The 26260-nt window shown below is 62.6% G+C and carries 23 protein-coding genes and 1 pseudogene; 15 read left to right on the top strand and 9 right to left on the bottom strand.

Annotation, left to right across the window (positions count from 1 at the left end):
* Positions 1-64 precede the first annotated feature (64 nt).
* Complete coding sequence (locus OEG82_RS17110; RefSeq protein WP_267613600.1) at positions 65-754, top strand: NAD(P)H-binding protein; 690 nt, start codon at positions 65-67, stop codon at positions 752-754.
* 105 nt (positions 755-859) lie between these two features.
* On the opposite strand, the gene OEG82_RS17105 is transcribed toward OEG82_RS17110, so the two are convergent.
* Positions 860-1396, bottom strand: coding sequence for a toll/interleukin-1 receptor domain-containing protein (locus tag OEG82_RS17105; protein ID WP_267613599.1), 537 nt, complete (start codon positions 1394-1396; stop codon positions 860-862).
* 612 nt (positions 1397-2008) lie between these two features.
* On the opposite strand from OEG82_RS17105, the gene OEG82_RS17100 reads away from it, so the two are divergent.
* From OEG82_RS17100 to OEG82_RS17075, 6 genes and pseudogenes are all read left to right on the top strand, one after another.
* Entirely contained in the window at positions 2009-2170 is a 162-nt protein-coding gene (locus OEG82_RS17100; protein WP_267613598.1) for a hypothetical protein, read from the top strand.
* Between the two features lie 101 nt (positions 2171-2271).
* Complete coding sequence (locus OEG82_RS17095) at positions 2272-3522, top strand: sarcosine oxidase subunit beta family protein (protein ID WP_267613597.1); 1251 nt, start codon at positions 2272-2274, stop codon at positions 3520-3522.
* A gap of 13 nt (positions 3523-3535) precedes the next feature.
* Positions 3536-3865, top strand: coding sequence for a sarcosine oxidase subunit delta (locus tag OEG82_RS17090; protein WP_267613596.1), 330 nt, complete (start codon positions 3536-3538; stop codon positions 3863-3865).
* Positions 3862-6801: pseudogene (locus OEG82_RS17085) on the top strand (sarcosine oxidase subunit alpha family protein); the annotation flags it as partial. The gene OEG82_RS17090 and the pseudogene OEG82_RS17085, both read left to right, overlap by 4 nt.
* An 821-nt stretch (positions 6802-7622) precedes the next feature.
* Entirely contained in the window at positions 7623-9266 is a 1644-nt protein-coding gene (locus tag OEG82_RS17080) for a hypothetical protein (RefSeq protein ID WP_267613595.1), read from the top strand.
* Entirely contained in the window at positions 9266-10873 is a 1608-nt protein-coding gene (locus OEG82_RS17075) for a Dyp-type peroxidase (protein WP_267613594.1), read from the top strand. Before OEG82_RS17080 ends, OEG82_RS17075 begins: the two co-directional genes overlap by 1 nt.
* Positions 10874-10911: 38 nt before the next feature.
* Here OEG82_RS17075 and OEG82_RS17070 read toward each other — a convergent pair whose 3' ends face one another.
* A complete protein-coding gene (locus tag OEG82_RS17070; protein ID WP_267613593.1) occupies positions 10912-11808 on the bottom strand; it encodes a DMT family transporter in 897 nt (298 codons plus the stop codon).
* Between the two features lie 279 nt (positions 11809-12087).
* Here OEG82_RS17070 and OEG82_RS17065 point away from each other — a divergent pair, with 279 nt between their 5' ends.
* Positions 12088-12690, top strand: a complete 603-nt coding sequence (locus OEG82_RS17065; protein WP_267613592.1) for a GNAT family N-acetyltransferase — start codon at positions 12088-12090, stop codon at positions 12688-12690.
* Between the two features lie 154 nt (positions 12691-12844).
* On the opposite strand, the gene OEG82_RS17060 is transcribed toward OEG82_RS17065, so the two are convergent.
* The gene (locus tag OEG82_RS17060) at positions 12845-13351 is read right to left on the bottom strand and encodes a phasin family protein (protein WP_267613591.1); all 507 of its coding nucleotides are present in this window, start codon (positions 13349-13351) and stop codon (positions 12845-12847) included.
* Between the two features lie 311 nt (positions 13352-13662).
* Between OEG82_RS17060 and OEG82_RS17055 the strand changes: the two genes are divergently transcribed.
* The 5 genes from OEG82_RS17055 (at position 13663) to OEG82_RS17035 (ending at position 18907) form a co-directional block, all read left to right on the top strand.
* Positions 13663-14100 (top strand): phasin family protein, encoded by a 438-nt coding sequence (locus tag OEG82_RS17055; RefSeq protein ID WP_267613590.1) that lies wholly within the window; start codon positions 13663-13665, stop codon positions 14098-14100.
* A 176-nt stretch (positions 14101-14276) separates the two neighbouring features.
* Complete coding sequence (locus OEG82_RS17050) at positions 14277-15206, top strand: ornithine cyclodeaminase family protein (protein WP_267613589.1); 930 nt, start codon at positions 14277-14279, stop codon at positions 15204-15206.
* Positions 15207-15270: 64 nt separating this feature from the next.
* Positions 15271-16125 carry an SDR family oxidoreductase gene (locus tag OEG82_RS17045; protein ID WP_267613588.1) on the top strand — a complete coding sequence of 285 codons (855 nt, stop codon included), beginning with the start codon at positions 15271-15273 and terminating at the stop codon, positions 16123-16125.
* Positions 16126-16320: 195 nt separating this feature from the next.
* Positions 16321-18129, top strand: coding sequence for an SLC13 family permease (locus OEG82_RS17040; RefSeq protein ID WP_267613587.1), 1809 nt, complete (start codon positions 16321-16323; stop codon positions 18127-18129).
* A 166-nt stretch (positions 18130-18295) separates the two neighbouring features.
* The gene (locus tag OEG82_RS17035; protein WP_267613586.1) at positions 18296-18907 is read left to right on the top strand and encodes a DUF6656 family protein; all 612 of its coding nucleotides are present in this window, start codon (positions 18296-18298) and stop codon (positions 18905-18907) included.
* 21 nt (positions 18908-18928) lie between these two features.
* On the opposite strand, the gene OEG82_RS17030 is transcribed toward OEG82_RS17035, so the two are convergent.
* Positions 18929-19072, bottom strand: coding sequence for a hypothetical protein (locus OEG82_RS17030; protein ID WP_267613585.1), 144 nt, complete (start codon positions 19070-19072; stop codon positions 18929-18931).
* A 286-nt stretch (positions 19073-19358) separates the two neighbouring features.
* On the opposite strand from OEG82_RS17030, the gene OEG82_RS17025 reads away from it, so the two are divergent.
* A complete protein-coding gene (locus OEG82_RS17025; RefSeq protein ID WP_267613584.1) occupies positions 19359-20402 on the top strand; it encodes a hypothetical protein in 1044 nt (347 codons plus the stop codon).
* A gap of 12 nt (positions 20403-20414) precedes the next feature.
* On the opposite strand, the gene OEG82_RS17020 is transcribed toward OEG82_RS17025, so the two are convergent.
* The gene (locus tag OEG82_RS17020; protein ID WP_267613583.1) at positions 20415-21116 is read right to left on the bottom strand and encodes a hypothetical protein; all 702 of its coding nucleotides are present in this window, start codon (positions 21114-21116) and stop codon (positions 20415-20417) included.
* 1413 nt (positions 21117-22529) lie between these two features.
* Between OEG82_RS17020 and OEG82_RS17015 the strand changes: the two genes are divergently transcribed.
* Complete coding sequence (locus tag OEG82_RS17015; protein WP_267613582.1) at positions 22530-23522, top strand: IS110 family RNA-guided transposase; 993 nt, start codon at positions 22530-22532, stop codon at positions 23520-23522.
* A 29-nt stretch (positions 23523-23551) separates the two neighbouring features.
* Here the strand turns inward: OEG82_RS17015 and paaE are convergent, their stop codons facing one another.
* The 4 genes from paaE to paaB are packed head-to-tail and all read right to left on the bottom strand — an operon-like array spanning position 23552 to position 26256.
* Positions 23552-24634: a 1,2-phenylacetyl-CoA epoxidase subunit PaaE gene (gene paaE / locus OEG82_RS17010; RefSeq protein WP_267613581.1), complete on the bottom strand. Its 1083-nt coding sequence runs from the start codon at positions 24632-24634 to the stop codon at positions 23552-23554.
* A 10-nt stretch (positions 24635-24644) separates the two neighbouring features.
* Positions 24645-25157, bottom strand: a complete 513-nt coding sequence (paaD, locus tag OEG82_RS17005) for a 1,2-phenylacetyl-CoA epoxidase subunit PaaD (protein WP_425497656.1) — start codon at positions 25155-25157, stop codon at positions 24645-24647.
* Positions 25158-25180: 23 nt separating this feature from the next.
* Entirely contained in the window at positions 25181-25957 is a 777-nt protein-coding gene (gene paaC, locus OEG82_RS17000) for a 1,2-phenylacetyl-CoA epoxidase subunit PaaC (RefSeq protein ID WP_267613580.1), read from the bottom strand.
* Positions 25957-26256: a 1,2-phenylacetyl-CoA epoxidase subunit PaaB gene (gene paaB / locus OEG82_RS16995; protein ID WP_267614983.1), complete on the bottom strand. Its 300-nt coding sequence runs from the start codon at positions 26254-26256 to the stop codon at positions 25957-25959. The genes paaC and paaB overlap by 1 nt, the downstream gene beginning before the upstream one ends.
* Between the last annotated feature and the right edge of the window lie 4 nt (positions 26257-26260).

Genomic DNA, 26260 nt, shown 5'->3' with positions numbered 1-26260 from the left:
ACTGTTTCACAGGACTTGCCGCGCGACGGCGAACCATCCAACCCAAAATCGACAGGAGAGCATGATGGCCGATGGCAGCCAGGTGGTGATGATCGGGGCGACCGGCGCCGTCGGCGGCGAGGTGGTCAAGGCGCTGATCGGCATGGACAGTATTGCAGGCATCACTTTGCTCGGGCGCAGCCGCTATGAGGGACCGGGCGACGACCGGATCAGCCACCATGTGGTCGATGTCTCCGATCCCGAAAACTACCGGCATCTGTTGCCGGGGCACAGCCACGCGATCTGCACGCTTGGCATCGGCCAGCCATCGAAGGCAGAGCGGGCGCAATTTCTCAAGATCGACCGGGATCTGCCGCTGGCGTTCGGCCGCGCCTGCTGCGAGGCCGGGGTCGGGCATTTTGAACTGCTGAGTTCGGTGGGCGCCGATTCCGCGTCAAAATCCTTCTATCTGCGCAGCAAGGGCGAACTGGAAGACGGGCTCGATGAACTTGGTTTTGCGCGGCTGAGCCTGTTTCACCCAAGCATGATACTGACGCCAACCAACCGCTACGGCGCGAGCCAGGCGCTGACACTGGCGGTCTGGCCCTGGCTCACACCGCTGCTTGCGGGGCCACTGCGCAAGCTGCGCGGCGTCAAAGTGGCACGCCTTGGCCAGGCCATTGCGCTCAATCTCGACCGTACCGCGCTTGCGCACAGCGGAGCGGCCAGCGAGACGCTGGAATGGGATGATTTCAACCGGATTGTCGAGGATTAGGTGATAGTCCTGGCCGGGTGACGGGGCAGGGCCGCTTTTGGGTTCTTGGAAAAGATTTCCCTCTTCCACCAAGGAAGAGGCAGACTGCCGGCGCTTGCCGAGTCCCTAGCCATCAGGCCCCGGCTTGCCCGGCTTCAGCCTTTGCAGGAGCGGTCCGCGCCGGGTAACGGGATCGAAAACACCGTAGCCGCCCTGCGCCGCCACGCTGATGTGGCGGTAGAGATCCATGAATTCCCGGCCATGGGGTTTTGAGTCGCTGTCATAGGTCGGAATGATCAGGATCCGGTCAGCGGGTTTGACCGCGTCGGCATAGCCCATCTCCCAGCCGCACCAGCGGCTGGCGGCCGAATGCGCAGTGGCGAGATAGACGAACCAGTCAAGCCGCTTGATCCGCTCTCTTGTGTTCTGGGCGGTCAAGGGGCTGGGTGTCGGCTGCATCGCAGAGCCCTCCCAGTCGATATAGACCATCCAGCCCTTCGATTGCAGAAACCCCTGCAGGCCCCGGGCGAGTGTTGCGTCCTTGCGGCTGTGGCATAAAAACGCCGTCTGCTTTCCACTGCGCAGCGCCTGATTGACGATGGCCCCCGACTTCTCGAATTCGGCGCTGGCCGCAAACGCGCGGATCAATGCTTGGTCGATCATGGATTGATTGCCTGAGGGCCGGATGGCGGCGCGTGCCTTGCGATCTGATCCTGGCTTTGTCTCATCACGAAGCTTCCTGCGTGTTTGTCCGGTGGCTAGGCGGGACAGGCGTTTGCGAGGCTTGTCTGCACCGCCGGCCTTGTCCTGACTGCTGCCTTTGGGCTGCATTTTCGCACGGCTGGTTTACGGGGAGGTTAAGGCGGGGGAGGCTGATCCCTGTTGGGAAGTCAGGCATCGCAACCAATGCGGCCAATGGGCCGTGATTTGTGCCAATTGCGCCGAGCCCAATCTCCCTCCTTGCGGGGGAGATGTCGGCATCGCCGACAGAAGGGGGTGTGGGTGCCGCAAGTCCGAGAGGGTGCTGTATGCAGCGATTTACCCCCTCTGCGCTGTCGGGCATCTTCCCCGCAAGGGGGAGATTGGGGGACGCAAGATCTCGGCACTCCGTCACCCCGGACTTGATCCGGGGTCCAGCAGCGCCGCGTCGGCGGCGCGGAAGAATCGTCGCCTGCTTCTAAGAGCCTCTCGCCGCGTGGACACGCGGCGGCTGGATACCGGATCAAGTCCGGCATGACGGGGGCTGTCGGTCTTGACCACTTACGTGATCAGCCAATGAACGATGATTTCACCATTTTGAAATCCCGTCAGCTCAACCATGATGTGTCGCATTTGCTCAGGCCGGATATGAAGGCGATTGTGCCGGACAATCCGAGATTGCGACCGCATCCCTATTATCTCGACTGGCATCGAACCAATTGTTTCAAGGCTGCATGACTGGACGCCACAAACAATCCCGTCTTCCGTCGCTCCGCACCATTGACACCACGCCCCCTCGCGCTCTCCTATGAGGATAAATTCCGGGCCGGGGCGCAGCCATGAAATATTCCGCATTTTCGATCTTCCGGCAGGGACTGTCGGGCAACAAGGGCTGGCAGCCGGCGTGGCGGGAGCCGGAGCCGAAATCGCATTATGACGTGATCATAGTCGGCGGCGGCGGGCATGGGCTGGCGACGGCGCATTATCTGGCGAAAAATCACGGCATCACCAATGTGGCGGTGCTGGAAAAAGGCTATCTCGGCTCCGGCAATGTCGGGCGCAACACCACGATTGTGCGGGCCAATTATCTGCTGGAGGGCAATGAGCCGTTTTTTGCGCATTCGCTGAAACTGTGGGAGGGGCTCGAGCAGGAGCTCAATTTCAACGCCATGATGTCGCAGCGCGGGGTGATCAATCTCTATCACTCCGACGGGCAGCGCGATGCTTACGCGCGGCGCGGCAATGCGATGCGGCTGGCAGGCGAGGATGCGGAGTTGTTGGGGCGCGAGGAAGTGCGGGCGCTGGTGCCCTATCTCGATTTCGACAATGCGCGGTTTCCGGTCCATGGCGGGCTGCTGCAACGGCGCGGCGGCACGGCGCGGCATGACGGCGTGGCCTGGGGATACGCGCGCGCCGCCGACAGTCGCGGCGTCGATCTGATCCAGAATTGCGAAGTCACCGGCATCTGCCGCGAGGGCGGCAAGGTGACTGGCGTGGAGACCTCGCGCGGCTTTATCAGCTGCAACAGGCTTGGCCTGGCGGCAGCGGGCAATTCGTCCCGCGTGGCGGCGATGGCCGGGATGCGGCTGCCGGTGGAAAGCCAGGTGCTGCAGGCCTTTGTGTCGGAAGGAATCAAGCCGTTCATCGACCAGGTGGTGACCTTTGGCGCGGCGCTGTTTTACCTGTCGCAGTCGGACAAGGGCGGGCTGGTGTTTGGCGGCAGCCTCGATTTCTACAATTCCTACGCCCAGCGCGGCAATCTCCAGACGGTGGAAAGCGTGATGGAAGCCGCCTGCGCCATGGTGCCCGCCGTGTCTCGCGTCAAAGTGCTGCGCGCCTGGGGCGGGGTGATGGACATGTCGATGGATGGCTCGCCGATCATCGACAAGACACCGGTGGACGGCCTCTATCTCAATTGCGGCTGGTGCTATGGCGGCTTCAAGGCGACCCCGGCTTCGGGCTGGTGTTTTGCCCATCTCCTGGCGACCGGCGAGACGCATGAACTGGCACGCGCCTTCCGCCTCGACCGGTTTTCGCGTGGATACCAGATCGATGAAACCGGGCATGGCGCCCAGGCAAACCTGCACTAGGGGGGCAGAGAAGATGGCCAGTCTGATCACCTGTCCCCATTGCGGGGTTCGGCCCAAGGAAGAGTTCACCATTCGCGGCGATGCCAAGCCGGTGCGGCCCGCGCCGGAGGCGAAGTTTGATGCCTGGGACGACTATGTGCACTTACGCGTCAATGTGCGCGGCGTCATGCATGAGCACTGGCAGCATTCGGGCGGCTGCCGGCGCTGGCTGGTGGTGGAGCGGGATACGTTTTCCCATGATGTGCATGGGGTGACGGACGCGGCGGAGTTTGCCCGGGCGCGGGCCAAGGCAGGGACGACCGGCAAAGCGGCGAAACCTGCCAAGGGGAGGGCGACACCATGAGCTTCTCCCGGTTTGAGAATGGCGGGCTGATCGACCGCTCCGATCGCATCGGATTCAGCTTCGATGGCAGACAGTTCGAGGGCTTTGCCGGCGACACGCTGGCCTCGGCGCTGCTGGCCAATGATCAACTGCTGATCGGGCGGTCGTTCAAATATCACCGGCCGCGCGGATTGCTCAGCGGCGGGGCGTCGGAACCCAATGCGCTGGTGACACTGGGCGATGGCGCAACGCGGGAGCCGAATCTGCGCGCCTCGATGGTGGCGTTGCGCGACGGGCTCAGGGCGGAGAGCCAGAACCGCTGGCCATCGCTGGGCTTTGACGTCGGTGCGGTGAATTCCGCGCTGTCGCCGTTTCTGGGGGCGGGATTTTACTACAAGACCTTCATGTGGCCGGCGGCCCTTTGGGAAAAGCTTTACGAGCCGCTGATCCGCCGGGCTGCGGGGCTGGGGCGGGCCAGCCACGCGCCGGATGCGCAGGAATACGAGAAGCGCTGGGCCCATTGCGATCTGCTGGTGATCGGCTCCGGGCCTGCCGGGCTGATGGCGGCACTTACGGCAGCGCGGTCCGGCGCGCGGGTGGTGCTGTGCGACGAGAATCCGGACTTCGGCGGGCGGTTGCTCAAGGACCGGGTCGAAATCGGGGACACTGACGGGCCGGGATTCGTGGCGGCGGTGATCGCAGAATTGGCGGCCAACCCGAATGTGCGGCTGCTTTCAAACACCACGGTGTTCGGCGCCTATGACAGCGGCGTCTATGGCGCGGTCGAGCGGCGCGATGGTGCGGACACCGGCCCGGCGCAGCGGGTCTGGCGCATAGTGGCCAAGCGCGCCGTGCTGGCGGCGGGTGCCGAGGAACGGCCGCTGGTGTTTGGCGGCAATGACCGGCCCGGCGTGATGACGGCGTCGGCGTTGCGCGGGCTGGTCAATGGCCAGGCGATACGGCCGGGCGATCATGTGGCGGTCTTTGCCACCGGCGGCTCGGGCCACGAAACTGCGCGGGATTTGTTGGCGCGCGGGCTTGCGGTGACGCTTGTCGATGCACGGAGCGAAGTACCTGCGGCGGAACTGGCGGCATCCGAAGGCGCGCGTGTGCTTGCGGGTCACGTCGTCGCTGATGCGCTGGGCGGCAAGGCTGTTTCGGGCGTCGAAATCGTCGAGCGGGCCTCGGGCAAGCGGCAGACAATCAAGGTCAGCGCACTGGCGATGTCGGGCGGCTGGAACCCGGTTGTGGGGCTCGCCTGCCATCGCGGCGACCGGCCGGTGTGGGACGAGGAGATCGGTATGTTCCTTCCACCCGCGCCGCGCGACGGATTGAGTGCTGCGGGCAGCGCGGCGGGTGTGCTCGATCTCGCCGGTTGCCTGCAGAGTGGCGCCGAGGCCGGGACCCGTGCGGCGCGTGACCTCGGCTTCAAACCGCGAAAAGTCGACGCCGAGGCCGTACGCGAAGCCTGTGGCGGATCGACCGGATTTCAAACGCTGTGGCATGTGGGCGAGGCACGCGGCAAGGCCTTTGTCGATTTCCAGAACGATGTGACCGTGTCCGATCTCGGGCTGGCGGTGCGCGAGGGCTATGGCCATGTTGAACTCGCCAAGCGCTATACCACCACCGGCATGGCGACCGATCAGGGCAAGCTGTCCAATGTCAACGCCATCGGCATTCTGGCTGAAAATCGGGGCGTGACGCCGGACCAGGTCGGCACCACGACGTTCCGCCCGTTCTATACGCCGGTCAGCATCGGGGCGCTGGCGGGTGAGCATCGCGGCAGCCATTACCGTCCGGTGCGGCGCTCGCCGTTGCATGGCTGGGCCGAGAAGCAGGGCGCTGTGTTCATCGAGGCCGGGGCCTGGATGCGGGCTTCGCATTTCCCGGGCGAGGGCGAAACGGGCTGGAAGGAAGCGTGCGACCGCGAGACGCTGGCGGTGCGTGCGGGCGTGGGCATCTCAGATGCCTCGACGCTGGGCAAGATCGATTTGTCGGGCAAGGATGCGGCCAATTTTCTTGATCTCATCTACACCGGCAAGATGTCGACATTGGCGATCGGCAAGGCGCGCTACGGGCTGATGCTGCGCGAGGACGGCTTGCTGATGGATGACGGCACGGTCAGCCGCTTGGGCGAGAGCCATTACCTGATCACCACCACCACGGCGGCGGCCGTTGAGGCGATGGCACATCTGGAATTCTGCGCCCAGGCGCTGTGGCCGGAGCTCGATGTGCGGCTCGCATCGGTCACAGACCAGTGGGCCCAGATCACGGTTGCCGGCCCGCTTTCGCGGGACGTGCTTGGCCGTGTTGTTGCCGATCATCTGTCGGATGAGGCGATGCCGTTTCTGGCCGCGCGCGAGGTAAAGCTGCATTCGGGGCTCAAGGCGCGAATGTTCCGGATTTCGTTTTCGGGCGAACTGGCGTTTGAGCTGGCGGTGCCCGCGCGTCACGGCGAGGCGGTGGCCGATGCCATTGTTGAGGCCGGTCAGCCGTTCGGGATTGTGCCTTACGGACTGGAGGCGTTGAATGTGCTCCGCATCGAGAAGGGATTCATCACGCACTCCGAGATCGATGGCCGCACCACGCCGGGCGATCTGGGTCTGGGCAAGATGGTGAGTGCCAAAAAGGATGATTTCATCGGCCGGGTGATGCTTTCGCGAGAAGGCCTGCAGCGCGATGACCGCGAGCAGTTGGTTGGCTTGCGGCCCGTCAATCCGGAGCACAGGATCCTGGCTGGCGGGCATTTGCTTGCACCGGGCACGGATCCAAGCATGGCCAATGACCAGGGCCATGTGACCTCGGCCTGCTGGTCGCCGCATTTCCAGTCGACCATCGCGCTTGCCATGCTCAAGCGCGGGCGCGCGCGCCATGGCGAGAACCTGGTGGTCTGGGACGGATTGCGCGGCATCGAGACCGAGGTGACCGTCTGTCCGCCGGTGTTTCTGGATGCCGAAGAGGCGGATAGGACGCCTCCGGGCCGGGCGCATGCGCCGGTTGTGGCGGCCGCGCCGGTGGCGTCCGTCCTGCTCGAGGGCCTCGTTGTCAGTGCCTCGGACAGGGTGTTGCTCACGCAATTGCCCGATGCGCCGGTCTGTCTGGTGGCCGGGCCGGTTGCCAAATCAGCCGCTATACGGCGCGCGGCCAGGGCCGGGGACGGGCTGCTGCGTCCGGTGCAGCCGGGCCAGGCGCTCGCCGTCGGCGAAGCGGGCGAGGACCATGCCAAACTGGCCGCACGACTTGGCGCCGCATCGGGAGTGAGCCTGTGCGACCTGTCGGATGCGCGGGTGCGGTTTTCAATCTCCGGACCAGACGCTGCGGAGATCATCGCCACCCAGTCAGCGATCGACACCCATCCGAAGGCGTTCAAGCCGGGCGCCAGCGCGCCGACCCTGTTTAATCATGTGCCGGTGCAACTCACACGGACCGGAGATGACAGTTTCGAGATCATGGCGTTTTCCACCTATGCCCGCGATCTGGCGCAAAGCCTGTCCCGGGCAATTGCGCTGGCCGGCTGACCGGCAGCAGATGCGCGCCGGAAATCCCGTGTCAAACTCGTGCAGACCTGGAAGTGTTCCGGTTCGGGAAATAGTTCATATGTAAAGATTAATATTCATGTGGGCGGATCTGCTGATCTCAGTTTTTGTTTCAATTCAGTTTGCCAATTGAAAACGAAATGTTTGTCCTTATAGTTGGACGATCAGAAAATGCACTGATGAACTATTCGAGGTGCAGGGCACAATTTGGCCTGGCTTGCTGTTTTGGGAGGGGGACGCTGATGATCCAGACCACATTGTCGGTCCCGCTTGAGGTCAAGCCGGAAAGTGCGGCCAGGCTGTCGGCGCTGGTGGACGAATTCAAATATCGCGAAGACAAGCTGCTTCCCGGCGAAGGCGAGAATTTCGAACGCTTCATCAAGCAGGTGCCCAGCCTGCACTTCCTGTCGATGAGCGTGTTCGAGGACCGCAGCTACGACCCGATCTTCATCATCGAGGCAAATTTCGACGGCGAGCCCGGCGTGTTCTGGCAACAGCTCGAAGCCCTTGCCGGCCCGACAATCAGGGAGATGCTGCGCTGCTGCAAGAAGCCGCTGGATGAAGACGCGGATCTCTATGACGCCGTCACCCGGGATGGCTCGACCGCGCGGGTGACGCCTTACCTCAAGGCAAGAACCCAGGCGCCGAGTGTGTTCCACCATGGCAATCGCGGGCTGACCCGGGACCAGATCCTCAACGAGGCGAAATTGTTCAGGGCGATCCGCAGCGAACTGGATGCTCCCGATCACCAGGGTCCGGAGCCTTACCGCGCCGTGGCGCCGAAAGAGTTTCACAACCGGCTCAGGGTCCGGCTTCTGGCCGATCATGGCTGGTTGAACGAGCCGGACGCGCCCCGGATCCCGCTCAGCCAGCGGCTGGGCGACCTGTGGCGCCTGCTCTGGTTCATGTCGCTCGTGCTGCTGGTGTTCACCCTGCCGGGGATCCTGGCCGCATCGCTGATCAACCACGCGCTCTATCTGAGCCTGGTCATCGGCTTTGCCGTGATCTTGGTGGTGTTCATCGGGGTGCTGCGCACGCCCTTGCCCGGCACCAGTGTCGAGACGGCGTTCAACCTGCCGGCATTCCTGTTGCGCAATATTCCCACCATCGTGCTGGTGCTGGCGCCGCCGCTCATCCTGCTCATTGTCGCCGGCGTCGGCTTTGCCGCGGTGATTGATCTCCTGTTCGACAGTTTTGCCGGCGGGGTCAGGGACTGGTGGTGGACGGTGGCGCTGACCATCTTCTACGGCCAGCTCAGCCTGTTGTTCACGGTTCCGGCGGTGATCCTGTGGCTGCGCTACCTGGAAAAACGGGATTCGTCGCAAACCGCGCCGCCGATCGACGCCGAACGGGTGGCCGAGATGGCCGATCACGAGGACTGGGTGTCGCAGAACCACATGGGCTCCATCGTTCACATCCGGCCCGGCGTGCTGCGGACGATCATCGTCAAGGCCGGCCATCGCGGCCTCGGCCTGTTGCTGCGGGTCAAGGCCGGGGACGGCTATCTGGGCAGCATGCGGACCGTGCATTTCGCCCATTGGGCCTTTCTCAACAACAGCAGCCGGCTGGTGTTCTTCTCCAATTTCGACCAGAGCTGGGGCTCCTATCTCGATGATTTCATCGAAAAGGCCCATGTCGGGCTGACCCTGGCCTGGGGCTGCGGAGTGGGGTTTCCTACGACCCGGTTCCTGATCTTTGACGGCGCCAGCCATGGGCGGCTGTTCAAGAACTGGGCGCTGGCCAGCCGCAGCACCAGCCGGTTCTGGTACAGCGCCTATCCGGATCTGTCGGTCGACCAGGTGGAACGCAATCATCGCATCAGCAATGGCCTGCGCCGCCAGGACATGAGCGAAGCCGAAACGCGGGACTGGATGAGGGAACTGTGATGGCGGCGACGAAGAAAAAACACTGGAAGCTCAAGGATTCGATCGCACGGGAGACGCAGGGCTTTGTCGCCTCCGGCTTCGGTTCGCTCAAACATGGCTGCGCGCTTTTCCTCGAGCTTCCGGATGCCGGCAACGGCAAGTGGATTGCAGCGCTGCAGACCGAATTTCCGGTGACGCCGGCCTTTGCGGTGGGCGGCGGCGCGCATGTGAGCCAGGCCGTCTCGATCGCCTTTACCTGGTCGGGACTGCAGCGCCTGCAAATGCCTAAAACCGCGCTGGCGTCATTTTCCGCGCCCTTCCGCGAAGGCATGTTCGAGGAAAACCGCATGCGCCGCCTGGGCGACAAGCGCAAGGGCGAGTGGCAGGACACGGTGATTGACGCGACACCGCGCTGGAGCGGCAACACCCAGTCGCACAGGAGCCGCAAGGCGGTGGGCGCCTACAGTGTGGAGGCCGACACCGGGCCGGCAGCCGCCGAAACCGACGGCACCATCGGCCAGGCGGTGCACGCGCTCGTGCTGATCTACACCGAGGACGAGGCCGGTACCCGCAAGGCAGCTTCCGAAATCGGCGCATTGCTGGAAAGCCACGACGTGCGCGTGGTGCACAGCCTGTCGCTGCAACTGGACGAGGATGACAGCCGGCCGGGCAGGGAGCATTTCGGCTTCGCCGACGGAATTTCCCAGCCCGTGCCCTTTGACGAGCGCGACGGCATCCGCCTCGACGGCCAGGCCGTGAAACAGGCGGACATGATCAACGGCGCGCCGCTGGGCGAGTTTCTCATGGGCCATCTCAACGGCCATCAGGAGATCGCGCCCGGGCCGGTGGTTCCCGGCCAGGTCAATGGCGAGGCGGATCCGCGTCCGTACCGGGCCGGCCTGCCGGAGCATCCCGATGCCCGCAGCTTCTATGATATCGGCAGGAACGGCACCTATCTGGTGGTGCGCGAGCTGCGGCAGGATGTGGCCGCGTTCTGGCGCTCGATGGAGGAGGCCGCCGAGGTGATCCGCAAGGCCGATCCCAAGGCCACGACGGTGACGGCCGAATGGCTGGCGGAGAAAGTGGTCGGACGCAACCGCGACGGCGATGTGCTCAGACCTCAGGGCAGGCAGCCGCAAGGCGGCGACGGCCGGCCGGACAATGATTTTCTCTATTTCGACGATGACCGCCACGGCCATGGATGCCCGCTCGGCAGCCATGTGCGCCGGGCCAATCCGCGCGATTCGCTGGCGCCGCGGGAGGGCATGAAACAATCGCTGCTCAGTGCGGCCAACAACCACCGGATCCTGCGCCGCGGCCGCAATTACGGGCCCAGGATCGACCGCACCGATACCGATGACGGCGCCGACCGAGGGCTGCTGTTCATGTGTCTCAACACCGACATCGCCCGGCAATTCGAGTTCATCCAGCAGACCTGGCTGCTCAATCCGGATTTTTCGACACTGTTTGAAGAGGTCGATCCGCTGGTCGGGCCTGATGGCTGGATGACCATTCCGCAGGATCCGCTCAGGCGGCGCATCCAGGTCAAAACCTTCGTCCAGCTTGCCGGCGGCGAATATTTCTTCCTGCCCAGCCTGCCGGCCCTGCGCTATCTGGCGCTGCTGTGAGCAGGCGGCCGTAAACCGCCCGAATTGCGCCGAAAGGGTCAGTCCTGTGCGCGGACGGCCCTGCCGCGCCAGAGGATGAACAGCCCGGAGACGACAATCAGGGCCGAGCCTGTCAGCATCGCAACACTCAGGGTCTCGCCGAAGACCAGCACGCCCAGGCCGATGCCGAACAGCATCCGGGTGTATCTGAATGGCGTGACAGCCGAGACCTCGCCCGAGCGCATCGCCTTCATCAGCGACGAGTAGGCTGCCACGCCAGCCAGCACAGCCAACGCCAGACAGGCTGACGTTTCGATATCCGGCATCCTGAAAGCTGCACCCTGCCAGATCGAGAACAATGCGCCGGCGACGATGACGGAGAGGAACCCATAGAGGCCGAGAAGCACGGTGCTCAGCGATGCAGGCGCCATGCGGCTGGCGAGATCACGCCCGGCAAAGCCGATCATTCCGATGATTGCAAGGATCGACAGCACCGAAAAACTCTCGGTTCCCGGCTGAATGATGATGACAACGCCCGCCAGCCCCATGACGATCGCGGTCCATCGGCGCCATCCGACCTTTTCGCCGAAGATCAGGGCCGCGGCTGCGACCACCACAATCGGCGTGGCCTGCAGGATCACGGTTGCCGCCGACAGCGGTATCATCGAAATCGCCAGCACGTAGAACAGCCGCCCGGTGATCTCGAAAACCACCCGGATCCGCATCGGTTTGGATATCACGTCCGAAATGAACAGGGGCTGATTGGTGAACCGCGCCACAGCGGCAAAGACCAGCGCGCCGCCGATGCCGAACAGAATCAGGACCTGTCCGACCGGCAGCGATTGCGCTGCGGCCTTGAGAAGGGCATCCTCAATGGCAAATATCGCCATTGCGGCGACCATCCAGATGCTGCCGAGCAGATTGGCCCGGCTGTCCTTGGCGATGTGCGGTATCACGGGATTTCCAGTGCGGGGGTTTTGCCGCTGTCACGGCGGGAGTTCTTGGGTCCGACTGCAATGGCAGAATGGACCGGCCCGGTCAAAATGAAAGCGTCGGCGGGCCGATTCTCTCCCCGGCTTGCCGGTTGATTGCATCAGCCAGAGGTAATAGTCCGAAAAACATCGCGCACACACGCGATATATCCGGCGTCACGAATTCGTGTCTTGATATTGTTGCATCGCAACATTAGGTGAGGGTCTGGAGATTTCGGGAGGAATGACCTTTGGAGGTCGACCATGTTTCTGAAGTTCCTGTTCAAGCAGCGCACACCGCAATTCGCCCTCGGCGAGGACGTCAAGCTGAGATATCTCGGCCCGTCCGACGCACGCGCGTTTCGCGACCATATCCACGAATTGCATTTCGAAGATTTCCGTGACCGTTTCAACGGTCTGGTTTCGGATGACTGGCTCGACCGCTATATCGCCCGGTCGCTGAATGAAGCGATCGTCATCGGCGCCTTCGAGGATGATCATCTGGTCGCCGTGGCCGAATTGCACACCGGTGGGCAGATCGAGCCGGGGCAGGGCGAATCGGCCTTCTCCGTGGCCTCTGACTGGCGCCACAAGGGGCTTGGCACGATCCTGCTCAAGGCCCTGCTGCGGGCGGCGTCCGAGAATGACATCTCCACCATCATCGTCGAGACCGGCGGGCAGAACCAGGCGATGAAAGCCCTGGCGCGGCGCTTTGGCGCCCGGATGCAGCTTGCCGGCGATCAGTCCGTCGGGCGCATCAATGTCGCCGAAGGATTGCGGCTGGCCGGCCGGCATGTGGCGAAACAGAATTATCCGGTGCCGCTGCCGGTGGGCGAGGCGCCCGAAATGGCTAATCCGCTGTCATGAGAGATTGAATCAAGCGGTTGGCAATGTGAGTCCGGCTCTTCCGGCAAGCCCTTGAAAACCAATGATGCTTGATCCCTGCAGAAGCAGGATGAAAAAAGGCCCGGGAGACGGTTTGCGTGTCCCGGGCCTTCGTATTGGTCAGTGGCGTGGCGGATCAGGCGGCGGTGCGGCCCTGGGCCAGGGCCTTGGCAGCGGCGTCGCGTGCGCTTGCCGTGGCCTGCGCCATTGTCGCCGTGGCGGTTTCGGAGACTTCCTTGAAGCGGTCGAGATTGGCCTTGGAGCTGTCGCGGACGAACTCGGCCTGGATCTTCATCGCGTCGGGCAGCGTTTTGGCGCCGGCGATCTTTTCGACCGTGGCAAAGGCGTGGCTGACATTGGCGGTGGTCATGTCGATCAGGCTCTTGGTGAAGCCGGCATAGCTGCCGATCAGCGAAACGGCGGCCTTTTCAGTCTCGGCATTGAGTTCGGCGGCGTTCTGCTGGGCAGCTTCCGTGCGCTGCTGCGCGGTGGCTGCCTGCTGGGCAACGAAGTCGCGGGCGGCTTCCGGCACGGCAATCTTTTCCTGCAGGTTTTCAACCGCGTCCATGATCATGGTCCGGGCGTCATTGGTTGCGTCGGCGGCAGTCGTCTTGGCGTTCGATGTCTTGGTGGTCTTGGTCATGTCGGTCATCCTCTGTTGAGCAATGGGTCATGCCCCGTCCGGTGCGGCCCGGGGCTGTGATCTGGTATCGCGCGAGTGGCGATGCATGGTATATGTTGCAGTGCAGCATAAACTTCAAGGGGCTCTCAGGCTCTGGCGGAAGTTTCTTTGGCGCCGGGCGCCGTCATGCTGCTGTGACCCGGCCATGGGAGGCTGGTTTTTTGTGTCCCGGAGCTTGCGCCAAAAATGCATGCGGGCTCCGGGCACAGGATCTGTATAGTGGACGAAGCAGCAAACAGGCGGACCCGTGCCGCCGCAACCGGGAGAACACAATGGCCGAGAAAAACCCAACCGAAGACATGGTGTCCATGTTCATGAATTTCGGCAAGGACATGAAGCTGCCGTCGCCGGATCTCGAAGCGCTGGTCGCACGTCACAAGAAGAACCTCGAGGCGCTGGACACGGCGTCGAAGACCGCGGGCTCGGGCGCCAGCACCATCATGGCGCGGCAGCGCGAAATGGTGCAGCAGGCGCTGGACGAGATTTCCGCCATGGCCGACAATCTCAAGGCCGGCGGCGATCCGCAATCGCTGATGACGGCGCAGGCCGAATTTGCCAAGCGCTCCTTCGAGATGGCAATCAAGAATACCAGCGAGATTGCCGCGCTGGCGCAGTCGTCCTCCACCGAAGCCTTCAAGGTTCTGCAGCAGAACATGCAGGAAACGCTTGAGGAAGCCCGCAAGGCGATGACCCAGACCACAAAAAAGTAGGCTGCGGGACTCCGTTGCGCAAAAGCTGCCGGTGACACTGTCGCCGGCAGTTTCGTGCCTGGGCATGGCTTCGGCCTGCATCAGTGGCGGCACCGGTCCGGCTGAGCTTGTAAAAGCCGCGCCGGGCGGATTAGAACGAGGGCAGATTTTCGGCCCGCTCACACAAAGGATTGAACATGCGCATTGTTACCGGAGACGACATCCGCTCGGTCTGTTCCTGGCCATTTGCGGTGGAGGCCCTGCGCGCCGGCCACCTGATGGAGCCGGCGGATCTGCGGGATTCGCTGGTGGAGAATGCCGGTCGCAAGATGCTGGTGCGCACCGCCTGGATCCCCGGCCTGGCTTCCGGCGTCAAGGCGGTGACGATCTATCCGGACAATCCGTCTGCCGAACCGGCGCGGCCTTCGGTGCAGGGGCAGGTGCTGCTGTTCGACGAGGCGCAAGGCCATGTCGTTGCGGTGCTGGAAGGCGTCGACCTGACCGCCTGGAAGACGGCGGGCGATTCCGCGCTCGGCGCGTCCTGCCTGGCGCGCCAGGACGTCAAGACCATGCTGATGGCCGGCGCCGGCTCGATGGCCGGTCCGCTGATTGCGGCGCACCGCGCGGTGCGGCCGTCGCTCGACACGGTGATGATCTGGAACCGCAGCCCGGAGCGGGCCGAGCAACTGGCGGCTTCGCTTGAGGGCGTCGCCGTCGAGGTGGTCACCGATCTCGACGAGGCGGTGTCGCGCGCCGATCTGATCTGTTCGGCGACCATGACCAAGGTGCCGCTGATCCGCGGCGAGGCGCTCAGACCCGGCACCCATGTCGACCTGGTCGGCGCCTATACACCTGATATGCGCGAGGCCGATGATGCGGCGCTCACCCGCGGGCGGCTGTTCGTCGACAGCCTTGCCACCACGATCGGCCATATCGGCGAGGTGATGATCCCGATGGCCTCGGGCGCCATCAGCAGGGACGACATTCTGGGAGACATGCATGATCTGGTGCAGGGCAAGGCTGGACGCCAGTCCGCCGACGAGATTACCGTGTTCAAGAACGGCGGCGGCGCCCATCTGGATGTGATGATGGCCCATGCAGTCCATCTGGCCCTTGAAGGACGGTGAGACCCGGCGACGGAGAGCGGGCCGCGCAGGCCGCAAACGCATTCGAAAAACACAGGATGAACCCATGACACTTGCAGTAACCGCAGTCTCCGGCCAGCTTGGCGCCGCGATCGCCGGGGCGCTCATCGGGATGAACACGGGCGAGACCATTGTCGGCCTGGCCCGCAGCCCCGGCAAGGCGCCAGATATGGGGATCGATGTCCGCCCCGGTGACTATGATGATGCCGACCAGCTTCGCGCCTCGCTGGCCGGGGTCGATACCCTGTTGCTGGTGTCGGGCATGACGGCGCCCGAAGACCGCATCGGCCAGCATCGCAATGTCATCAATGCCGCCAAGGCCGCCGGGGTGGCGAAGATCGTCTATACCAGCGTGCAGGGCGCGGAGCAGGGCACGGCATTTTCCCCCGTCATCCAGAGCAACCGCCAGACCGAGGCCGATATCCGCGACAGCGGTCTCGACTGGGTCATCGGCCGCAACGGCATCTATATCGAACCCGATGTCGACTATATTGACAGCTACCGGAAGGCCGGGGAGATCGCCAATTGCGCCGGTGACGGCCGCTGCGGCTATACCACCCGCCCGGAACTGGCCTTTGCCTATGCGCGGATGCTGACCGAAGCCCGGCACAATGGCCAGACCTACAATCTTCATGGCGCGCTGCTGACCCAGGCCGAGCTTGCGGCGTTGATGAACCGGGCCTTCGGCACCCGACTGGTCTACCGCCCGATGCCGTTCGAGGCTTACCGGGAAGACCGCATCGCCGAACTGGGCGAATTCATCGGCACGGTCATTGCAGGCATCTACCAGGGCATCCGCGAGGGCGCCAATGACAACCCGAGCGATTTCACCACCGCAGCCGGGCGACCGCACCAGAGCTGGGACGACTATTTCGCGGCGCTGGGCGCGCAGCAGCACTAGTCCGGCCCTGTCGTCGTCCGGCGGCCTGCGCCGCACGTCACGATCCCTGAGGCCGGATCCAGGCGGTCCGGCAGCGGCGGCGGTGCGTGGCTCAATCCCGCTCGCGCCGCCCGCGAATAAATCCTTGCGCCACGCAACTCCGGGGCGGCCAGTGCGTTTGTGTCAAAAGCTGCACCTTGAGCCCCGGGCGATTGCATGATTGAGAATTTCTACGCCGAATTCATGAGAGACACGCCTTCGGGTCTCTCCGCCCTGATCCTCGGCCTGGTCTTCCTCGGCTTCCTGTTCGAGAAACTGCCGCCCGCAGCCGTCGCCACCGCCGGCGCGGCGGCGTTTCTGCTGCTCGGCTATGTCTCGACCGAAGAGGCGCTGGCGGTGTTTTCCAATCCGGCGCCGATCACCATTGCGGCGATGTTCATCCTGTCCTCGGCGCTGGTCAGCACCGGCGTGCTCGACGCCGCCTCGTCCTATTTCGTTGGCCTGTCGGAACGGCGCGGACCGATCGCGATCGTGCTGCTGCTGCTCGGCGCCGCACTTGCATCTGGCCTGATGAACAACACGCCGCTGGTGATCGTGCTGATCCCGATCATCTCGAAAATGGCCGCGGCGCTCAACATCGCCTCGAGCAAGGTGCTGATCCCGCTGTCCTACATGGCCATTCTCGGCGGCACGCTGACGCTGATCGGCACCTCGACCAATCTGCTGATCGATGGCGTGGCGCAGGGCGAGGGCATGGAGCCGATGCGCATGCTCGAGCTTTTGCCCTTCGGGCTGGTGGCGCTGGTGGTGGGCGGGCTCACCCTGCTGCTGCTCGGGCCGAAACTCCTGCCCGCCCATATCGTCTCGGGCGACGCCATCGATGACAGCGCCACGCAGTTCATGTCCGAGGTCAAGATCATCGCGCCCGCCGACGACGAGGCCGAGGGCAGCTCCACCGGCCGGGCGCTGTCGGATTTCAGCGCCTTGTCGAAAACCCGCGTGCTCGGCATTCTGCGCGGCAACGAGCGGCTCAAGCCCGACCCCGAGCTCGAACTCGACACCAATGACCGGGTGATCTTCCATGCCAACCAGTCCGAGCTGCTGACGCTGCGCGATCACCCCAATTACGTGCTGGGCTATTTCAAGGCGCTGCTGTCGTCCGACGACCAGCAAAAGACCGAAAAGCTCGAGGCGGTCTATGCCGGCGACGCCGGCAGCAGCGGACGGCAGCTGCGCGATCTGGGCTGGTTCAAGGCCGGCGTGCGGGTGCTCGGCATCTCGCGGCGCAGGCACAATCCGGGGCCGGAGCTGGCCGGCGTGCGGTTGCGGGCGGGCGACCGCATCCTGCTCGAAGGCAGCCCCGGCGATCTCGCCGACATCCTGCAGTCGGAAAGTTTTGTCGCCGCCACCGCGCCGAAACTCAGGCCCTACAAGCGGCACCGGGCAGGCATGGCGATCCTGACCATGATGGCCGTCATCGTGCTGTCGATCTTCAATGTGGCGCCGATCGTCACCCTGTCGCTGCTCGGCGTCGGCGTCATCCTGCTGCTGGGCTGCGTCGAGGCGGAGGACGCCTGGAAATCCATCGACGGATCGATCCTGGTGCTGATCTTCGCCATGCTCGCCATCGGCCGCGGGCTCGACAACACCGGCGTGGTCCAGAGCCTGGTCGATGCGGTGACGCCGTTCCTGCAAAGCGTCTCGCCGCTGGTGGTGCTGTTTGCCATCTATGCACTGACCTCGGTGCTGACCGAGCTGATCTCCAACAATGCCGTCGCCGTGATCCTGACCCCGATGGCGATCGGGCTGGCAAATTCGCTCGGCATCGACCCGAAACCGCTGATCTACGCCATCATGCTCGGCGCCTCGGCGAGCTTCGCCACCCCCATCGGCTACCAGACCAACACCCTGGTCTATGCCGCCGGCAATTACCGCTTCGCCGATTTCCTCAAGGTCGGGCTGGTGATGAATGTCGTTGTCGGTGTCGCGAGCTGTCTGGCGATCTGGGCTTTTGCGGGGATTTGAAGAGCCGAGACAAGTTTGCCGCGGCCAGAAACAGCCGCCGCATGTTTCGTGATGTGATCATGCAGGGATAAGCCCGCAGCATATTGCCCTTTTCTGCTGGACCTGCAGTATTCATGGATACTGTGCGATCATAGAATCACCCATTCAAGCAGAGCGCGTATTCGACATGTCGAAGTTCAAATACTACGCGGCCAGGGCCAAGGGGCAGGCTTCCGGTCCCGGAGTGGCGGTCCACACCAACTTCCTCCGCACCGGACGGATTGTCCGCAGCCCGGAGGACTGGATCGAGGAAGAACGCCGCTTCCTGACCGATGAAGAGGTCGCGGAGCGGACCGGAATCCGGCTCGAAAATGTCGGCAAGAAGACCCATGAACGGCTCAACAATTTCCACGCCGACATCAAGTTTCCAAAGGTCATCTTTCACAAGACCCTGGCTGCCGCGCCGCATCTCGGCTATGTCCATGTGACCGCGTCGAAGACCGACTTTGCCGAATACAAGGATGTGAGCTGGGGCTTCTACATCGCCAATTTCTGGGCCGACATCACCGCGGACGAGCATTTCTTCGAGCGCATCGATCCCAATTACGCCCGGATGTATTTCGCGGTGGCGATGAAACGCGAGCAGACCGGCGAAAAACCCCAGCAGGTGATCAACCGCGACTTCCGCGAAAACGGCCTCCTGTTCAGAACCGCCGACCCCAAGGCGGCACTCAAAAGCGTGCTGCTGCTGGGCGCCAAGACGGCGGAGCTGCGCAGGATTGTCGAGGCGATCGGGTGAGGGGGCGGCATTGATCTCGCATCATTTCAATACACGTCGGTGAAAGCCGATATCCAAGGCGGCATGCATGATCTGGTGTAGGGCAAGGCGGGTCGCCGCGCCGATGACGAGATCACCATGTTCAAGGACGGCGTCGACGCGCATCTCGATGTGATGATGGCGCATGCGGTCTATCTGGCGCTTGAGGGGCGGTGAGGGGCTTTTTTCGGGCTACAGACTGACAATCGAAAGGATCCCTAAGCAGACTGGCCGTTTGCGGTATCCGCAAGCGAACTGCGTGCGCACACCGAAGATCTACGTGAGGAGCGCCAAGGCTGACAGCTACAATATGGACTTTGCCACGGACCCCAAAAGAGCTAAAGCCGACTAGGCTGGGTGGTACTGTGTCAATAGATGTTCGCTTGGCAAAGCCTAGCTTTTACCTATACTTCTTCGCATGTCTGCAGAAACCATGCCTGCCAAATATCGCGTTGAGGAATTTTTCAGTCACATCGACATGGGCTTCCTGAACCGACGTCTCGCGATTAGCGCCCTCGGATCCTTGCGCGAGGAATTCATCGCGCGGCAAAAACCAGGCGGCGATCACATGACACGGCTCGGTAATGACCACTTGCTGGTCACGATGCTGATCGACATCTGCTCAGAGGTCGGAGTGCCTTCGCTGGCTGAAGCTCTCACGCTCGGTAAGCCGCGTGTGGTCTTTATGAGCACGGAGCGCCTAGATCCCTGCCCAGAGATCAGGACAAGCGACCGTGTCACTCAAGGTGTGCACTTGGAGTTTGACTACGGCAAGCCTGTCGTGATCGCCTACCATACGTCGCATATCGTCAGCGATACGGGTAAGATGGTGCTGAATGATGGCTATACCGATGGATATCGCGAAGCTATTATCGGCTTGCTTCACGACAAGGGCGATCGATTTGAAATTGAACCCATCGTCATGGGAGCGCCCTTCATCGATCATCCACGCAACAATGCCAAGGGCGGATCGCAAGCAGTATGGGGCGGCTACGACTACGGCGAAATTCTCGCCGAGGACATTGCGGAGTTTAGCAAAATTCGCCAGGTTACAACCGCCGACGCTGATGAATGGATGACTACGATGCAACGCACGCCCGAGGCGTATGTAAAGGCCTCTATCGCCCAACTGTTATCAGAGCCGACAAAGAAAGACTGGGGTGGAGAAGAGAACGACCACTTCTCGTCCAACGTCACTGTAGCCGAACGCCGCCGGACGGCGGCATTTCTGCTAAAGGGGCCCTCGCGTTTCGAAGAGATGACACCTGCAATGTGCGGTAAGAACGGCGATCAAATCTACCGACTTACACGAGCCGGAGCTGATGTCTCCGTTGTTCAACACTCGCATCTGATCGGAACAGCCGTACGAGAAACGCTCCGCGCCATGGTTGTAACTCCTGGTCATCCAAAGTTCTTTTGCGTCATGGACGGACAGGTGACCTACCGTCTTCTCAAGGCTTACGGACTACTCACTTAAAGCTAGCCATCGTCAGATGGCTTCGAGCAACTCGCGTATGCGGTCCCGTCCATACTGGCCGTCGCTAAAGTCCCACCCTGTAAAAATTGCCCAGAGATCACGGAACAGAGACTTCACTGAATCGTATTCTCGCGTTGTACGAGTGAGCCGGTCTAGGCTGTCAGACAACAGCTTGAGACGCTCGAATATCTCGTCGTCATCAATGTCCACCTGATCGAGAACGTAATCGACTTCAGCCTTAAATCTCTGCGCTGCGAGTTTCGTGTCTTCAAGGTAGCAGTGATGCTCATCGTAGTTGAACGCACTTGCTGCTGTCTGCCACGGATCTCCATAAAAATGATCTTTGAAGGAGCTGGGCTTCATCAATACTTCAACCTCTGACATCCCGATCGACGCATTACCAGAGGCATACAGTAACTGAGACACGCACTCGCGCCTAAACTCCTCATATCGGCGCAACAAACTTCGCTTGAGCTTCTGGTGCCGCCTTGTATCGGGTAGGGCGACAAGCAGCAGGTAAAAGATAACACTGCTGATAGCCCCTACTGAGAGATCAAAAATGATTGCGTTCCAAAACTGAGGGTTAGCTGATCGAGGACACCAAAGATTGCAGAGTTCGTTGCGGACAAAAGGATCGGGATTGGCAAGTATGAGGCCAAGCGCGCTCGAAATTGTTACCCCAGCCAGTATTATGCTAATCGTACGACGCTTCATGCATTCCCCATACAGTTATATTGCCGATTGGACAGTCATACCGAACAGGAACGTAACAGCGGCGCGTCGCATTAGCCACACGCCGACGCTTTACCGTTAGCTGGAATTGGGCTTGTCGGATTGAACTATGGTCTCCGCAGCATCTGAGATAAACTGCTGAACGGTCGTACGAGCAAGGACAATCGAATGGGAAAGCAAGAGAAAATCTGGGGGCAGTTTACTTTCACGCGTTACTGCGCGTCGTAATCAAGCAGCGATCTCTCTTCCTTTTATCCTTGCGGGCTTTCGTAGATCATCACCGACTTTTTATTTCGTCATCCTCGGGCCCCGACTAAGACAAGCGAAGCGGCGTCCTAGCCTCTGAGGATGACGACGGAGAGGGACGTGCAGATGCCGGAGAGTGTGCCGCGCGCATATTGCGTCGATAAGTTGACGACCTGCGGAATTCCTCCCAAAACGGGGAAAATCCCGCACCCAGACCCTAGCAAATCCGAGCCTGCTCCGCAAAATCCGCCCCATTTCATCCCCACCTTTCATCACCGTGCCATGCTTGAGCCACTCCCGCTGCCGGATGGATCGCGAACGTTTCGATGCAGGGGGAGGGAATGCCTTCCGAAGGCCACGCAAACGTCAGTGCGGCGGGCGGAAGGAGGCGATGGCCAGTGCGGTTCCGCTGGCGGCGTCTGTCCTTCGGGATCGGGACGCAAGCCAGCCACCGGGCCGGGTTCTGCGTTCCTGCCTGCACCACGCGGGCGGGGCGCGCGGAACACCGGCGCGGGCCTGTGGCGGACATGGCGCGTCTTTCGCGTCAGGGTCCGTGCCGGAACCGCGCCCAAAGCAGCTCCCGCGGCCCGTCCAGGCCGCGGCCGGGGCAACCCGGGCGGCAGGGCCCTGAAGAGGGGCAGGTGAAGAAGCCAACCTCCGCGTGTTTCTGCGAGGCCGCCGCCTGTCGGATGGGGACGCCATCCGGCGAGTTTCGGGCCGCGCGCTGTCAGCGCCACCCATTATTGCATTCATTCAGAGGCACTGCCCGCGCGCGGCCCTCCGGATCCTGTTTGCTCACACCCCGGCGGCACGGTTCGCGCGGGAGCAATTGCGGCTGCAGTTCGGGGACAGTTTACTTTCGGGCGATCAACCGGCGAGCCACCCACGGGCGTCAGCCCGAAAGTAAACTCATGTCGCAGCAATTGGGATTTCTGACTGACATTCTGTGTTTGCTGGCCTTGGTGTAGCATGGCCGCAGAGCAATGAGGCGGTGCAGACCCTATGTAAACGGATCGGCGGCGGTTTTGCCGACAGATCGGGGGACAGCGAGGCCGCACCGCCTTGCTCTTTTGAACCCGAACAGTCGCATGAGCCGGGCCATGTTTTGACCGACATCCCGAGCTCGAACCATGAGTAAGGGCCGCTTCAATGTTACACCCAAACACTGCTTCATTTCAAACGCCATCCGCATGGATCGGCATCGACGTCTCCAAAGCCTGGCTGGACCTGTGCCTCATCGGTGACGGTACCGACCAGACGCCCCTGCGTGACCGCTTCGCCAACACGCCCAAGGGGCTTGAGCAGATCGTCAGGCTGAGCAGCAAGTATCCGGTCAGGGCCATCGTTTTGGAGGCAACCGGGGGATACGAACAGGCTTTGGCAATCGCGCTTGCCGAGAACGGCCTGCCGGTGGCCGTCGTCAATCCGCTGGTGGCGCGCCGCTTCGCCCAGGGTCTGGGGCTACTCGCCAAGACTGACAAGATCGACGCCTTCATGCTGGCACTCCACGGCCAGAAGGCCAACCCGCGCGTCAAGTCGTTGGCACAGCAAAAGAACTCCGCACTTGCCGGGCTCAATGACCGCCGCCGCCAGCTTGCCAAGATGATCGTCATGGAGACCAACCGGATGCAGGCGATGAGCGACGCAAGGCTCAAGCGACGCTGTCAGGTGCACATCAACTGGCTCAGGCGCGAACAGAACGATGTCATGACAGACATTCAAACCGAAATCGCACGGGATGACACACTCAAGCAGCGCTTTACCCTGCTGCAGTCGATGAAGGGCATCGGTCCGAAGGTCGCCGCAAGCCTCGTTGGCGAACTGCCTGAACTGGGCGAGCTCAACCGCGGACAGATTGCCGCTCTGGTCGGGGTGGCCCCAATGGCGCATGACAGCGGCGCCCTGCGCGGCGTTCGAAGGATCAAGGGTGGCAGGTCATGGCTCAGAAGCCAGCTCTACATGGCTGCCATTGTCGCCATCCGGTTCAATCCCGCCATGAAGGCATATCACGACAAGCTCAAGAAGAAGGGAAAACCGGGCAAGGTCGTCCTCATCGCCGTCATCCGGAAAATGCTCATCATCCTCAATCAGATGTGCAAGTCAGGCCAGCCATGGAGGGATACAAACACACAAATGTCGTAACCTGAACCAAGACAGTCGCTGTTCCCGACCTACTGCGCATCAAAATCCAGCACCAGTCGGTCCGTATCGGGCCGCGCCTGGCAGCTCAGCGTAAAGCCGGCGTCGATTTCCCAGGGTTCGAGCGAGAAGTTTTCGTCCATGCTGGCAGCACCCTCGATGATCCTGCAGCGGCAGGTGCAGCACATGCCGCCGGCGCAGGAAAAAGGCAGGTCCATGCCGGCCTTCTGTGCGGCGGTGAGCACCGTGTCGGTGGCCGCGTCGACCTCGATGGTGCGCCGCGCGCCGTCGAGGATGATGTCGACCGAGGCGCCATGTTTGGCGCCATTCGCAGCTTTCGGTTTCGGCGCATGGGCGGGCGCCGAGCCCGGGGCAGGGGTGAACAGCTCGAACCTGATCCGGTCGTCGTCGACACCCATCGCGGCAAACGCGCTTGATGCGGCGCGGATCATCGGCTCGGGGCCGCAGATATAGATGGCGTCGGCGGATGCCGGATCGATCAAGCCGTGGCGGCGGAGCGTCTCGAGCTTTTCGGCATCCAGCCTGCCATTCATGATCTCGACGTCCTGGACTTCCTCGTCCATCACGTGCAGTAGGGTGAAGCGGGTGGTGTAGCGGTCTTTGAGATCATTGAGATCATCGCGGAACATGACGCTGGACGAATTGCGGTTGGCATAAAGCAGGGTGACGCTGGACTCGGGCTCGCCGGCCAGTACCGATTTGGCGATCGACAGGCAGGGCGTGATGCCGGAGCCTGCGGCGAGCAGCAGGTAGTCATGGCGGCCGCCGATCTGAGCGGTAAACCGGCCCTGCGGCGGCATCACCCTTATGCGGTCGCCTTTCCTCAGCGTCTGGGCGAAGCCGGAAAAGCGGCCATTCTCGATGCGCTTGACGCCGACGGTGCGGTGGCCGGTTTCGCTAAGCTGTGAGCAGATCGAATAGGAGCGGCGCATGTCCTCGCCATCAATCTCGGCGCGCAGCGTCAGATACTGGCCGGGCAGGAAGGCGAAGGCGTCGCGGCTGTCTTGAGGGATCGCAAAGGTGATGGCCACGGCATCCGGGGTCTCGTTGCGGACAGCGGCAATTTCGAGTTCATGAAAGCGCGGAGCGGCCATTGTCAGTTCCTCAGATGCACTTGAAATAATCGAACGGTTCGGCGCAATCATCGCAACGGTAATGCGCCTTGCAGGCGGTGGAGCCGAATTCGGAGATCTTCGTGGTGTGGGTCGAGCCGCAGCGCGGGCAGGCGATCACGTCTTCTGCGAAGAAGGCGCGACGGCCACCCGACGAGCCCACCGGCGGGGCGATGCCATAGGCGCGCAGTTTCTCGCGGCCTTCATTGGATATCCAGTCGGTGGTCCAGGCCGGCGACATGACGCGCTCGATTGTGGAGTCGATTCCGGCGCTTAGCAGCGCTGTCTCAACCGCCATCTCAATGGCGATCACTGCCGGGCACCCGGAATAGGTCGGCGTCAATCGGACCACGATGGCGCCGGTCTCGTCACGGCTGACCGAGCGCAGGATGCCGAGATCGGCGACCGTAACGCAGGGCACTTCCGGATCGGGCACGGCGCTTGCCACCTCGAGCGCGCGGACGAGCTCGAAGTCTGCAAAAGGCGTGGCGTGATCCTTGGTGATGGTCGGAGTCTGGCTCACAGCGCTTACCAGGTCTGGCCGGGATAGGCGCGCTGCATGAACTGCAGCTCGGCCAGCAGATGGCCCATGTCCTCGCCATGAATGCCGTCGCGACCGCCCTTTTGCGGGACACGGACTTCCGGCAGCTCAAGCTTGGCGGCAGCGAAGACAGTGGCGATGGTGTCATCCCATGTGGCGCGGATGGTTTCCGGATCAGGCAGCAGGCCGTTCGTGATCGCCTGGGCACGGGCAGGCGAGGCCATGAACAGCTCGCCGGTGTAGCGGTGCAGCTCAGTCACGGCGTCAGCCATGCGGGCGGCACTTTCTTCAGTGCCGTCGCCCAGGCGGATCACCCATTCGCCGGCATGGCGCAGGTGATAGGTCATTTCCTTGTCGGCCTTGGCGGCGATGCCGCGCAGGTTCTCGTCGCTGGAGCTCTCGGCGATGGCCTGCCACATGGGCTGCATGAAGGCTGCAAAATAGAGCTGGCGCAACATGGTATGGGCGAAATCGCGGTTTTCGCGTTCGACCAGCAGGCAGTTGCGATAGTCGCGCTCGCGGCGCAGGAAGGCGAAATCATCCTCGCTGCGGCCCTTGCCTTCGAGCTCACCGGCACAGGCATAGAGCGCGCGGGCCTGGCCGAGCAGATCGAGCCCCATATTGGCCAGCGCCAGTTCTTCCTCGAGGATCGGCGCATGGCCGCACCATTCCGACAGGCGATGGCCGAGGATCAATCCATCATCGGCGATTTCGATGATGGCGCGGACGGCGGTTTCCTCAGCGCTTGCAACGGGCGCGCTCATCACATGTGCCCCACTTCATCGGGGATGTCGTAGAAGGAGGGGTGGCGGTAGATCTTGTCGTCGGCGGGCTCGAAATTGGGCTCTGCAAAGGACGGATCGGAAGCCGCGATATCGGACGAGCGGACCACCCAGATCGAATTGCCTTCACCGCGGCGGGTGTAGACATCGCGGGCCGACTGCAGCGCCAGCGCGGAATCAGCCGCATGCAGCGAGCCGACATGGCGATGGTGCAGGCCGTTGCGCGGGCGGATGAAGACTTCCCAAAGCGGCGTGAGGTGCGGTGTTTTCGAATTGCTCATCGGG

The sequence above is a fragment of the Hoeflea ulvae genome (assembly GCF_026619435.1).
GTDB classification, from domain to species: Bacteria; Pseudomonadota; Alphaproteobacteria; order Rhizobiales; family Rhizobiaceae; genus Hoeflea; species Hoeflea ulvae.
This window is presented reverse-complemented; position numbering and strand designations above follow the sequence as displayed.

What these genes read in the sequence shown, in the direction of transcription:
- OEG82_RS17110 (WP_267613600.1), top strand. Translation starts at nt 65, where the DNA reads ATGGCCGATGGCAGCCAGGTGGTGATGATCGGGGCGACCGGCGCCGTC.
- OEG82_RS17105 (WP_267613599.1), bottom strand. Translation starts at nt 1,396, where the DNA reads ATGATCGACCAAGCATTGATCCGCGCGTTTGCGGCCAGCGCCGAATTC.
- OEG82_RS17100 (WP_267613598.1), top strand. Translation starts at nt 2,009, where the DNA reads ATGAACGATGATTTCACCATTTTGAAATCCCGTCAGCTCAACCATGAT.
- OEG82_RS17095 (WP_267613597.1), top strand. Translation starts at nt 2,272, where the DNA reads ATGAAATATTCCGCATTTTCGATCTTCCGGCAGGGACTGTCGGGCAAC.
- OEG82_RS17090 (WP_267613596.1), top strand. Translation starts at nt 3,536, where the DNA reads ATGGCCAGTCTGATCACCTGTCCCCATTGCGGGGTTCGGCCCAAGGAA.
- OEG82_RS17080 (WP_267613595.1), top strand. Translation starts at nt 7,623, where the DNA reads ATGATCCAGACCACATTGTCGGTCCCGCTTGAGGTCAAGCCGGAAAGT.
- OEG82_RS17075 (WP_267613594.1), top strand. Translation starts at nt 9,266, where the DNA reads ATGGCGGCGACGAAGAAAAAACACTGGAAGCTCAAGGATTCGATCGCA.
- OEG82_RS17065 (WP_267613592.1), top strand. Translation starts at nt 12,088, where the DNA reads ATGTTTCTGAAGTTCCTGTTCAAGCAGCGCACACCGCAATTCGCCCTC.
- OEG82_RS17060 (WP_267613591.1), bottom strand. Translation starts at nt 13,351, where the DNA reads ATGACCAAGACCACCAAGACATCGAACGCCAAGACGACTGCCGCCGAC.
- OEG82_RS17055 (WP_267613590.1), top strand. Translation starts at nt 13,663, where the DNA reads ATGGCCGAGAAAAACCCAACCGAAGACATGGTGTCCATGTTCATGAAT.
- OEG82_RS17050 (WP_267613589.1), top strand. Translation starts at nt 14,277, where the DNA reads ATGCGCATTGTTACCGGAGACGACATCCGCTCGGTCTGTTCCTGGCCA.
- OEG82_RS17045 (WP_267613588.1), top strand. Translation starts at nt 15,271, where the DNA reads ATGACACTTGCAGTAACCGCAGTCTCCGGCCAGCTTGGCGCCGCGATC.
- OEG82_RS17040 (WP_267613587.1), top strand. Translation starts at nt 16,321, where the DNA reads ATGATTGAGAATTTCTACGCCGAATTCATGAGAGACACGCCTTCGGGT.
- OEG82_RS17035 (WP_267613586.1), top strand. Translation starts at nt 18,296, where the DNA reads ATGTCGAAGTTCAAATACTACGCGGCCAGGGCCAAGGGGCAGGCTTCC.
- OEG82_RS17030 (WP_267613585.1), bottom strand. Translation starts at nt 19,072, where the DNA reads ATGCGCCATCATCACATCGAGATGCGCGTCGACGCCGTCCTTGAACAT.
- OEG82_RS17025 (WP_267613584.1), top strand. Translation starts at nt 19,359, where the DNA reads ATGCCTGCCAAATATCGCGTTGAGGAATTTTTCAGTCACATCGACATG.
- OEG82_RS17020 (WP_267613583.1), bottom strand. Translation starts at nt 21,116, where the DNA reads ATGAAGCGTCGTACGATTAGCATAATACTGGCTGGGGTAACAATTTCG.
- OEG82_RS17015 (WP_267613582.1), top strand. Translation starts at nt 22,530, where the DNA reads ATGTTACACCCAAACACTGCTTCATTTCAAACGCCATCCGCATGGATC.
- paaE (WP_267613581.1), bottom strand. Translation starts at nt 24,634, where the DNA reads ATGGCCGCTCCGCGCTTTCATGAACTCGAAATTGCCGCTGTCCGCAAC.
- paaC (WP_267613580.1), bottom strand. Translation starts at nt 25,957, where the DNA reads ATGAGCGCGCCCGTTGCAAGCGCTGAGGAAACCGCCGTCCGCGCCATC.
- paaB (WP_267614983.1), bottom strand. Translation starts at nt 26,256, where the DNA reads ATGAGCAATTCGAAAACACCGCACCTCACGCCGCTTTGGGAAGTCTTC.